The organism is Paenibacillus puldeungensis (genome assembly GCF_042678945.1).
In the GTDB taxonomy this organism is placed as follows: Bacteria; Bacillota; Bacilli; order Paenibacillales; family Paenibacillaceae; genus Fontibacillus; species Fontibacillus puldeungensis.
Genome location: NZ_JBHTLM010000040.1, coordinates 1 through 10,832 on the forward strand (window position 1 = coordinate 1; position 10,832 = coordinate 10,832).

A 10,832-nucleotide genomic window follows, 5' to 3' on the forward strand; every position below is an offset into this window, starting at 1 on the left:
GGACGTCCAATCATAAAAGCTACATAGTCCAAAAATCAAATATTGCTATGGCGCTCGATCAATTTTTTGAAAAAGATGACCATCGAGGGCTTGATTTCCTATTGTCATTTTTCGGAATCAGGCTGATTCAGCTTCGCCAGCTGCGTGGTTTAAAAGCAAGAGAGAAGGCAGGAATAACACGTAAAAAAACTGTCCATCGTCCGTGAGGGAGCCTTGACCCAAGCGTTCGGTTATTTCCGGGTTGCTACGTATCGACCGTAGCCACTAGCGCCTAACCAGCGCCAAGTGAAGCCGGCTTTGTCTCCGTCTACCTTCTGTCGTGAGACAATTGCACGGGCGGGGGCAGTTGGGCGTGCAAGTAGGCACATAATCCCCTGTCCAACTCAAGGCAAAACGAAGTATGCAGATAGGATGTGACTCTTGATCCTCTGCATGACCGTTCCGAAAAGTACGTGGTAAAGGGCCGAATGAACCTTGCTGGAAACTGTTCAAGGGAGGCAAGACCACGGTTTGAGAAGCTATTGTATTGCTGTGGTAGCAGCCTGGTCATAGGAACCGTAACCAGGTCGAAAAAAGTCGAATCAATAGGCGCTGAAAAGCGCGTGGCGGAAACAATTACACGGGAGCCGTTCCCCGATGCGTGACGGCCGAGCCAGAGTAAAACCGCGACCTTATCCCGATTAACTTCAAATTCGGGATAAGGTGAACTGTGTCCACCTCGCACGACCCAGTGTACCCCTGACGCCGCTGGCGTCAAGCGAAAATTGACACAGTTCACCTTTAACGTAGGGGTGGGTGCGGGGAGATATGTTTTCAATAATCAGGCTCGCGTAGCGAGACATCCTTTTATGTCTGAGTTGGGGATAAGTTGAATAGGACGGGAAGGTTATCCCTAGGTAAAAATAAGAATTAAAGTGGATGAAGGACATGACCCCATGGCCGACCCCGGCCAGCCGCACCTGCGGCACAACAACATATACAAAATGAATGGAGTGATGGTTATGAAGGTGGGAGATGCACTTGATCAAGTTTTCCGGATTTCTATGTTGCAGGAACCGACTGATGAAATTAGAAATTTATTGTGTGGCCAATCTTTTGAACGGGCGCTAGAATTGCTTCTGTTGCTTCGAATGACTCCTAAGGTAAGAAATGTACCAGGATTTCTTAGGAGGGCCATACAGGAGGGATGGACTCCTTCTACATTGCCTCAGAAGATCGATCGACGTCTCGAAGGTGTTGAGGAGAGGTATTACTTACGTAAAGGCTATAGCCCTGATCAGGCGCATGAGAAAGTATTAGAAAACCGGGAAAACTTCAAGCGTTGGAATGAAGAGTAGGTTGAGCAGGAGTTTATGTATTTATGTAGAAATGTATATACATAAAACTGTATTCCTGTATTTAAGGAGGGCTTAATTTGGGGGTAACGATAAGTTTTGGCATTCAAAAGGGTGGCGCGGGGAAGACAACGACCACGGCGATTACTGCGTTTCTCTTAGCTAGGGCCGGTAAGAAAGTATTAGCTGTTGATTTTGATAGCCAAGGCAATCTCACACAATTTCTTACGCAGCGCAATATATACGATTTCACGAATCATACCGTTTTAGATGCACTCAAGATACAAAATGCCGTTCCATTTGTCCATCCTGTGATGAGCAATTTAGACATTTTACCGGCTGAAGACCTTCTGATTACCTTTTCAAGCTGGCTCTATCAAAAGTACCAGGGAACTGATCCGTCAAGAATTCTAAAAGATACCTTGGAGCCGGTAAAAGACAATTATGACTACATTTTGATCGACTTGCCGCCTAATTTAGGAGACCATACAATAAACGCACTTACTGCATCAGATTATGCGGTTGTCTTACTGCAGAGTGAGCCATTTTGTTATGATGCGCTTGATCGCTATCTGGAGACATTGCAACTTGTTAAGGATAAAACGAATCCTAATCTTGTTTTGGCTGGGATTTTAACTGTTATGCTTGATTCCAGGACAACATTAGATTCGGCCATCCTGGAGAAAGCAAACCACGATTACGAAGATGTTGTATTTACGTCTGTTATAAAGCGGCGTAGTCGTATAAAAGAATTTACGGTTACTGGTCTGCAGATTAATACTAAAGCAGACTTAGATGCGCTTGAGCCGTACGAAAATTTTGTAAAGGAGCTAATCGATCGTGTCCAATAAAAGAGAAGCTATCAAGGGACTGTTAGATAAAAAGCCTACTGTAAATACAAATATACAATCAACCGTAAATACAGTTTTACAGAAAACCGGAAATACAGCTTTACAGGATACCGAAAAACTGGATTTACAGAGAAAAAAGAAAGTGACTTATGAATTTGATTTTGAACTGTATAAAAAACTTAAGGTTTATGCAGCTAACAGTGACAAGCATATGGTTGAAGTAGTGGAAGCAGCTGTACGAAAGTATTTGTCTGAAACTAATTAGTTATGAATTGCCCAATAACCAAATGAATAAGGAGTGTGCTTTGAAATGTATGAAGAGATTGCTAGAAGGCTGGACGATCTAACCGACAAGGATGCAAGGTCAATTTTATTAATGGTATTCGGGGTTTATGAACATGAGAAGGACGAAAAATTTCTGAGACTGCTGGATCAAGCGTTAAAAGTTATTGATGACAGAAAACAAGAGTAAATCGAAGAAATCAAGAGATTGGTATTTCATAAAATTTGCTCGAAAAATTAAATGTTCCACGGATCCAAATCGGCTGTCATCGTCCAATATGACGAAATTTCAGGATCTGACGGCTGGACATCTACACAAAATCCCGGATTTTGTACATATGTTTAAGCTTTAGAAAGGATATTATTTATCTCAACTAAATAACTTGACTAAATTTAGAAAAAATATACCATATATTCAAGGGAATATTTTACTAATTTAAATAAAATCGGAGGTTGTTATTTGGAAAAATACGTTAGTTCTATAATTTTGTTTATAACAGGGTGGTTTTTGCTGAATTTATCTCCAACATTAGAACCATTATTTTTGTTTAAGACATTTTTTAGTAGTTCTTTCTTTTCTGAAATCGAACTCTATATTTTACGTATTTTGAATATTGTAGGGTTAATACTAGTGGTTTATTCGACAATAATCCTTATTTATAAAGCTGTAAAAAAATAAGTCTACTAAAGAAACGCCCCTGAATTGCCAAATAACAATTTAGGGGCTTTCTTTAGAGTAATCATACTTGCTTAAATAATAATTAGTCGAACACGATACGATCTTGGTCGGAAGTACCCCATTGTAATGGAGTTTTTGTAAATGATGCACTTATCTCAAAGGGGTATTTTAAAGTAAGGCTTGTTAGAGTTGCAGTTGAATTATTCCAAGTGTGAATCCATTGAGATTTCATATAATACGATGTTCCGCTGGTCGGTTTGGCTATATAGAACCATGCGAAACCATGCGTACCCTGTCCATTTTTGTCGTGATCAAAAAACGTATAAGTTGCACCTGAATCCTGATAACTATAAAGAGAAGCGCCATTAGAATATCTGTTGTAATCTTTATCTTGCATCACTATACCACCGTTTGTTCCTTGAGCATTAACAGATTTTCCGTTCTGATCCGTAACAGCAATACCTATAATGTCATATGCTGCATTTGATGTTGAATCCCAATCCTTACCAGTGAAGTCCCAGAGGGCTTGTACTAAATAGGTTCCGGTTTTCGAGTCTTTAAGAAAGTAGTTAGTAATTTTTCCATCACCAGGATAGCTCAGTGGGGAGACAGTGCTTTCGTTATTTAAAGGTTGAATTTCCCAGCCGAGTTTTTCTAACTCCTTCAAGCGGTCTTCTTTACTGATTCCTCCTGATTGCTCTAGAATCTGGTTGGTTTTTTGCTGCAACTCCTCGACTGCGCTAACTTTATCCGGAGAAGCTGCAATTGCTTGTGAAGATAAAACTAATGCAGAAACAACAGTTGCTAACATAAAAGACTTTAGAATTTTTTTCAAAATAAAGTTCTCCTTCCTAAAATAGGTTATAAAAGGAGAATTCTACATTAAATATCAAAACCCTCTTTTTTAATAAAAATTTGCAGGATTTTTTTGGCTATTGTCAAAATTCACGTTAGAGATCATAAGAAGATATCTTTAAATTAGCCCTATAATAAAAAAATCTACCGTCACATTATGTTATACGGCAGTTTGGTTATCTGGTGGATATCATTACAATCCTAAGGTTTTGTACATATATCCGTGCTATATCCACAAAACCCCTTTTAAAAGTACTAAAATGGCATATTTTTATTTGTTTTTTAGGGAGCCTAGGGGTTATAATATATATGAACAGTTTTCTGTTCCGATACGCGGATGCGGCACTCGCGCGTACCCGCTTGGGGGCACCTGAAAAGGTGGAAAATAATTCCACGTCCGTCCCACAAGGAGATTGTCCTTGTCGCTGCCAAAGTTACTAATGTGGATCGGCCTTGAGCGTATCAAGGCCGATTCTTTCGTTTATAGGGGAAATGGTATGCCATTATCTATTCAGGATTTACTTACAATTCAGAAAATGCCTAGCACTGACGAAATTTCTCTGCAGACCATTGCTATGTTCTATGAAGAACATCTGTGCAATCGTCAATTTTATTATGAGCTGAAACATAGGCAAAAAATACTCCGACTTCGCTTTAAACAAGGTGATTTATGCCATCTGCTTGGAGTTCATTATGTATTGAGGGGCAGTCAATATGCTGGTGAGTCCGGATTCCAAAAATTAAAAAAAGGCATAATAACATTTGATTCCCTAATGCAAGCGAACGTTGGTGGATTTAGAGAAGTTCAGTTTCGTATGTTATATTTCCCTTTTATTTATCAACTGATTCATGGTCCCACTATGGTCATAAATGATCCTCATGAACCGAATCGGGTTCAGGCCATGTTTACTTTTTATAACAAGTATACCGAGCGTTATGTTGAGCTAAAATTGCGCCCGGAAGACAAGATTAATCCGATTTTTTTTATACCTGTTTCCTTTGGAGATCAGCGAAAAATTAAGCCTAGAACCAAAGTTGAAATTATTAACCAAAAGATTTTGGATTACGATGACGGGTACTCTCTGGATACATAAAAGGATCATTAGAGGTGGGAAAGGTTCCCCACGCGCTTGCCAAACGGCAAATTACCAGAGATCAGGATATGCTGCCCTGCTATGATTCGAACGATAAGGGACCCCTTTGTGGGGTCCTTTAAGCATGCATTTTTTTATTGACAAAGGATACAAAAATTGCTTAAATATAATCAGAAAGGCGGTATTTGTATCCATGAAGGACGAAAGAAAGAACATTAAAGTCATTCCGGAAGTGAAGGAAAGTCTCGAGTCCATAAGAAAGGAGCTGGAACTCAAAACAGAGTCGCTAACGCTGGCATATTTGGTGGCCATGTATTTGGATCAAAAGGATAAGAATCTAACCTTACAAGATCACCAGAACTACATTAGGGCATCTAGGAAAGCACATGGAATAACCGAATAATAAAACCCCAACCGGTGACGCAAACACCGATCGGGGCAATGCAGGGTCAGAACATAGCGTCGCTCATCCCCTCAAAATATCCTAGGGCATTTTTTACTTGTACGCAAGTCTAGGAATAATTTGCCTTCAGGTATGAGAAGGAACGAGGGAAGAGGTGTAGCAGCTGGCCGCATCTCTTTGTCTATATTTGGCCCCAATTTTACATTGGGAGGATCTGAATATGAACAGTACTTTAACTGTAAGTGAACCTAAGATGATGATTTTGGATGGAAGAATCTTTGAACTTGAATTAGACATCCGTGAGAAGATGATCCTGGTCATCTACGAGTTTATAGCTCAAACTGAGCATAGAGCACCTACAATTCATGACATTAATCAATATGGTGGGGTTAAGCTTCAGGACGCAGATAAGTTGTTCTTTAAGGCGCTAAATGAAAAGTGGGTAAACAACCTTTGATTTTTGCGAACAAAATGAGGAGTAAAAACGAACAAAATAGGGAGTGTTTTCTTGCGAAAACATGCTATTCTTTTAGTATGAGACACGGACAAAAGGTCGCTCTTACTACGAGCGACCTTTTGCTTTTAATGAACTTAATTAAAGGAGCTGGCAAGAAATGAAATTATTTGGTCGCAAGTCTATATTCATGCTGTTATCAGTGGCTTTGTTGTGGGGAGTAACGGCGGTCTCGGCGTCGGCTGCTCAAACCAGGATCAACGTTCAGGTTGATGGGAAGAATGTATCCTTTCCGGACGCAAAGCCATATGTAGAAGACAGCAGAGTCATGATTCCGGTCCGATTTGTAAGTGAATCTTTAGGCGCTAAAGTCGATTACAAGAAAGAGACTTCCGGAAGCAGAGTGAATCGGGTGGTGAAGATTACCCTGGGGTCTAAGCTAATCAGCATGAATGTGAACGCTGATAAGGTGCTGGTAGACGATTCGATCATTACCCTGGATGTACCTGCCCGAGTGCAGCAAAAACGCGTGTATGTGCCTTTGCGTTTTGTTAGCGAAGCACTGGGTGCAAAAGTCGATTGGAAAAGCGCAAAGAAACTCGTGAACATTAGCACCGGAAAGCCAGTCACCAATCCGGACCCGGTTCCAAGTGATAGCAATATGTACAGCACAAATTTTGAATGGGATAAAGATTCGAGCGGTTATGTATATAATAAATTAGCAAAAGAGCTGTTTGTAAATAACATGAAGGTGTCTAACGGCAAGTTGACGTTTACCTTACCTAGGGAAGCAGAAGCAGATTATATGACAGCTAAAGGGGCAATTACTCACCTAACCCCTGGTAAGACGTATACCTATTCGATTGGTCAGGGGCAAGGATCAATTGAATTTGCACTGGTTTACCCTGGGCGCGATGAGCAAGAAGCATACAGTGTATTTCTAAATAGCAAGATTAATAAGGATGCGGATGAACTTTTCGGACAGTATAATGATGCCATTGTTATTGTCGGTGGAAATAGTTCTGGTGCTCCATTGTCAGAAGTGCAAAAAATTGCGCAAAAATTGAAATAAGATAATACAACCGTTGAATTTGAAGAGTCTGCTGACCGCAGGCTCTTTTTGTTTTTCAAAATTCGAAAGGAGCGAATGGTGTGCAATTGAAAAAAAGTATTATGACATTAACGCTTTTTGCGATTCTATCCCTTTTGACAACTTCGATTGTTTCGGCAGCTAATACGCCAATGTTAAATAAGTATGTTGAGTGGAACTACGGGGATTCATCGAAATATTTTAGTGGCTTCATCCCTGCTTTAAACAAGCGGGTACCCAAAAATCCATGGGAGCTATACCGATGGACAGGAGTGTTTAATTTCAAAGATGACAGTAGTAGTAGTGTGATTCGTAACTATGATGTGTTCAACGTGAAAGATACGCCTGATGAACCTTCTTTCAAAAAGGAAAACGGATTCGGCTTGGTCTATAAAAGCCCTGAAGCGTTAGGGGACTTATTTGATGCGGTGTGGGCGGGCCAGACTCTAGGAGCAAAACAACGGGCTTATTTCAGAGAGAACTTTGTGGCAAATGCCGATGATCCTATCTTCAAGAATGGGCATGATTATTATTATTTAATACAGCAGCGGTTTGAATTTCTCCGTACCGCGGGCATTATTTCACGGATGGGAGGAAAATTTGACCAGACCCAAAAGGTTGGAGAAGATGATTATCAAGCCATTTATGAAGTTTCCAAGTGGCCAACATTAAAAGTTACAAAAGGAGATGCACTAAGTATAAATTTTACCTCGTCTGGGTACTCAGAACGTAATATTAGGCTTATAGCAGCTCCAAAAGGTGCTTTTCCGAACTTGAATAAAGTAGTCAGCCTGACAAACGGAAAGCTGATAAAAACCACGGATGAAACTTATAAAGGATCAGTAAAAGTAAATTCTAAAGACATTTCAAAGGTACTCGGTCCCAATGTAGATATTATTATTGATGATGGATACGGCCGGACAGCCATTGAATCTGTAAAACTTCCGGATGATCAGCAGATAGACTATGTTCCAACAAAGCTATCTCTGACCGAGAGTGGCCAACTATGGGTTAAATTCCGCTATGACGGAGAGGATTTAGTTACAAGCGATTATTTAGATAAGCGCGGCATGCCAATGGATGCTGCAGTAAAAGTAGGTGGAGCGACTAAAGCTGAGTTTTCGCTACCATCCATGGATGATAAACTGCCTAACACACTCAAAAAAGGGCAGGAAATGAACTATATGTTGGGTAAGGTTGAGATCAGCAATACGCCGGGCAAGTATTACATTAAGGTAGATGCAGCGGTAAATGATCCAAACCATCCAGATCGGGGATTAGAAGCCCCCTCTGAAGCGTATAAAAACAACATGATACATGGGGAATGGGTGATCGAGCGAAAAGGGGCAGAGAACGATCTAATTGCCCAATCTATAACAGCGACGCCAAGCTCGATACAACAAGGGGGGCAGTCTGCGATCACAGCGAAGGTGAAGAATGTTGGGGCCACAGATTTAAGCAATGTGCTTATTCGCTTCCAGGACAACGGAAAGACCATCTATGAAGCACGAAAAGCCATGAAAGCCAATAATCCAGTATCGGTCGGGCCGTTTTCGTGGACTGGCTCCACCGTAGGGGTTCACAACTTATCAGTGACAGTGGATCCGGAGCAAGAGTTTCCAGATAGCAATAGATCAAATAATGTGGCCACCACCGGCTGCAGCGTAATAGGCCTTAACGGGGATAGCCCCGGGGAATGCAATAAGGCCAAAGTAGATGGAAGCTGGACCGTTTCCTATCCGCTTATTACCGGGTATCCAACAAAGACCAGGACAGTGACGTGGACAGACTCCAAGGGGAAATCTCATAGTTCAACGGAGTCCTACACGGACTATAGCGATCCAATTTGGGAAACACGTAATGTGAAATATACAGAGCAGCTGAACATAGAACCCGATGTTTCCACGAAACAAGGCATAAAAACTGATTTGGACCATCCGAAAGACTCGGATCGGCACAGTAGAGGATCATGGGAGATCATCCCTTACGCTAAGAAAAACGGCAAAGACCCTGATAATATAACGAGAGCCGGCTACGGGTTTGAACTCAGTGTAAGGACAAAGTATTCTACAGATTGGGAAGAGAAAGTACCAGTTGGCCTTGAAGGGACAGCAAAACCTATTGGAGGTAAATACTACGGTCCGGACCAGGTTTATGTCTTGATTTATGACAGCAACAAGAAGTTTGCAAAAAAGATAGAGCTTGAGAGAACAAAAGGCGACCGGAATAACGCAACTTGGGAGCTGCCAGAAGTGACTACAAAATCTCTATCCGGAAAGACTTATAAGGATCGGAAATTTTTCACGGATGTAGATGCTCCGGATGGTTACTATACCATCAAGATTTTAAGTTCCTCGGCTGGCATGACCGGCTTAACCGTATGTGCAACCAAGAAAGTAGAAATCTATGGATCAATGTATGATGACACACAGAATTTAAGAGTCGTTAAATAATTAAAGGGGCTGCCAGGTAGGCAGCCCCCTTTTTTAATTGGATCCATTTACAGTTCCCGTTTACAGTTCCCACTCCAACGATATATTGACATGAAACAAAAACCCCGTTATATCAAGGTTTTTAGTTCATTTGGATTGGGAACCATAACGGGAACTATAAATGGGAACTGTAAATGATGCTAATGAGTTTTCAGTGATCTTCTGCTTCTTTGCAACGGTTATATTCAGCTTCTAATGCTTCTAAGTTCTTATTAGCTTTTTCCCAAATATCCGGAAGAGCTCTTTCAAAATTCACAACAATTTCCTTGGCTCTTTCTTCACTTTGTTTTTCTTCCATCTTCAAATTCTCCTTTGGTATGCAGAATGTACAAAGTCGATCAGGTTAACTACATGAACCGGTTGGCCATTTGGTGAGCTCTTTTAAAGTGCTTTTGAATGTAAACATTCAAAAAATACTGTGTCCCTCTTTACAGTCCATCATAAACGTCGTCCGCACCGTCAAACCAGAAGTTATAGTTGTCTCCAACTGAGAAGCTTTCAGGTACATACTTTTGAAAAATTTCAAAAAACAATTCCTTACGTTCTGCATCTGTTAAAGAATCAATTTCATTCAGCAGCTTCTTCACTTTTTTCATTTGAAATCCCCTCTTTCAACACATGGAAATGAAAAAAAATTTTTAAGCTCTTTTAAGTAAAAAAAAATAGATGAAATGGACAAAAGGAAACGGTTAAAAGTATCCATTTTGGAAAGATCAAAATTGCAATAAATCAATGGCCATGCGGGTAATAAGAAGTGATGATAAATCAATGAATTTCTTTTCTAATTCAATGTTTTTTACAAAATGTAGAGTATTAATGGGTACGAAAAAGCTCCTACAAAGCGGTTTTATCAAAAAAAGAGTCTAGCACAATTTGCTAGACTTGTGGTAAGATTTGCTTAAATTAAAAATGCCACGTTTCACGGCGGCCCCAAGAGTGTGCGAAACTCTTAGGCTGCTTAACCGAATCAGGATCGGAGAAACAGGCGCGCTGAACATGGCTTTCTTCCTCATTTTACTGGATATGTTGGTGTTAGGTCAACAATTATTCCAATGAAATTTGAGATTAAATTTATGTATGTAGACGCCCCTGCTAACCAATTTCTATCGGTTAAGCAGGGGCTTTTTGGTTTTCCTGGATTTTACGCCCCGAGGATCTTCCCGATCCGGAAGGACGTCCAATCATAAAAGCTACATAGTCCAAAAATCAAATATTGCTATGGCGCTCGATCAATTTTTTGAAAAAGATGACCATCGAGGGCTTGATTTCCTATTGTCATTTTTCGGAATCAGGCTGAT

13 protein-coding genes are annotated in these 10,832 nt (G+C 40.6%); 10 read left to right on the top strand and 3 right to left on the bottom strand.

The features are described 5' to 3' along the window. The 5 genes from ACFQ3W_RS25860 to ACFQ3W_RS25880 form a co-directional block, all read left to right on the top strand. Positions 1-206, top strand: a 206-nt coding sequence (locus ACFQ3W_RS25860; protein ID WP_379322127.1) for a hypothetical protein, incomplete at its 5' end; no start/stop codon positions are given. Positions 207-914: 708 nt separating this feature from the next. Beyond that, a complete protein-coding gene (locus ACFQ3W_RS25865; RefSeq protein ID WP_379322128.1) occupies positions 915-1,337 on the top strand; it encodes a hypothetical protein in 423 nt (140 codons plus the stop codon). Between the two features lie 77 nt (positions 1,338-1,414). Beyond that, on the top strand, positions 1,415-2,185 hold the full coding sequence (locus tag ACFQ3W_RS25870) for a ParA family protein (protein WP_379322129.1): 771 nt from the start codon (positions 1,415-1,417) through the stop codon (positions 2,183-2,185). Further along, positions 2,175-2,450 (top strand): hypothetical protein, encoded by a 276-nt coding sequence (locus tag ACFQ3W_RS25875; protein ID WP_379322130.1) that lies wholly within the window; start codon positions 2,175-2,177, stop codon positions 2,448-2,450. Before ACFQ3W_RS25870 ends, ACFQ3W_RS25875 begins: the two co-directional genes overlap by 11 nt. 45 nt (positions 2,451-2,495) lie before the next feature. Next, entirely contained in the window at positions 2,496-2,657 is a 162-nt protein-coding gene (locus tag ACFQ3W_RS25880) for a hypothetical protein (RefSeq protein WP_379322131.1), read from the top strand. 571 nt (positions 2,658-3,228) lie between these two features. Here the strand turns inward: ACFQ3W_RS25880 and ACFQ3W_RS25885 are convergent. After that, complete coding sequence (locus ACFQ3W_RS25885) at positions 3,229-3,981, bottom strand: hypothetical protein (RefSeq protein WP_379322132.1); 753 nt, start codon at positions 3,979-3,981, stop codon at positions 3,229-3,231. A gap of 439 nt (positions 3,982-4,420) precedes the next feature. Here ACFQ3W_RS25885 and ACFQ3W_RS25890 point away from each other — a divergent pair, with 439 nt between their 5' ends. From ACFQ3W_RS25890 to ACFQ3W_RS25910, 5 genes are all read left to right on the top strand, one after another. Continuing rightward, positions 4,421-5,095 carry a PBECR4 domain-containing protein gene (locus tag ACFQ3W_RS25890; protein WP_379322133.1) on the top strand — a complete coding sequence of 225 codons (675 nt, stop codon included), beginning with the start codon at positions 4,421-4,423 and terminating at the stop codon, positions 5,093-5,095. A 193-nt stretch (positions 5,096-5,288) separates the two neighbouring features. Beyond that, positions 5,289-5,498 (top strand): hypothetical protein, encoded by a 210-nt coding sequence (locus ACFQ3W_RS25895; protein WP_379322134.1) that lies wholly within the window; start codon positions 5,289-5,291, stop codon positions 5,496-5,498. 187 nt (positions 5,499-5,685) lie between these two features. Beyond that, entirely contained in the window at positions 5,686-5,955 is a 270-nt protein-coding gene (locus ACFQ3W_RS25900; protein ID WP_379322135.1) for a hypothetical protein, read from the top strand. A 157-nt stretch (positions 5,956-6,112) separates the two neighbouring features. Next, a complete protein-coding gene (locus tag ACFQ3W_RS25905; RefSeq protein WP_379322136.1) occupies positions 6,113-7,024 on the top strand; it encodes a copper amine oxidase N-terminal domain-containing protein in 912 nt (303 codons plus the stop codon). A gap of 80 nt (positions 7,025-7,104) precedes the next feature. Continuing rightward, a complete protein-coding gene (locus ACFQ3W_RS25910) occupies positions 7,105-9,495 on the top strand; it encodes a CARDB domain-containing protein (protein ID WP_379322137.1) in 2,391 nt (796 codons plus the stop codon). Between the two features lie 190 nt (positions 9,496-9,685). Here ACFQ3W_RS25910 and ACFQ3W_RS25915 read toward each other — a convergent pair whose 3' ends face one another. Beyond that, positions 9,686-9,832: a hypothetical protein gene (locus tag ACFQ3W_RS25915; protein ID WP_379322138.1), complete on the bottom strand. Its 147-nt coding sequence runs from the start codon at positions 9,830-9,832 to the stop codon at positions 9,686-9,688. A 130-nt stretch (positions 9,833-9,962) separates the two neighbouring features. Then, positions 9,963-10,130 (bottom strand): hypothetical protein, encoded by a 168-nt coding sequence (locus tag ACFQ3W_RS25920; protein WP_379322139.1) that lies wholly within the window; start codon positions 10,128-10,130, stop codon positions 9,963-9,965. Positions 10,131-10,832: the final 702 nt, after the last annotated feature.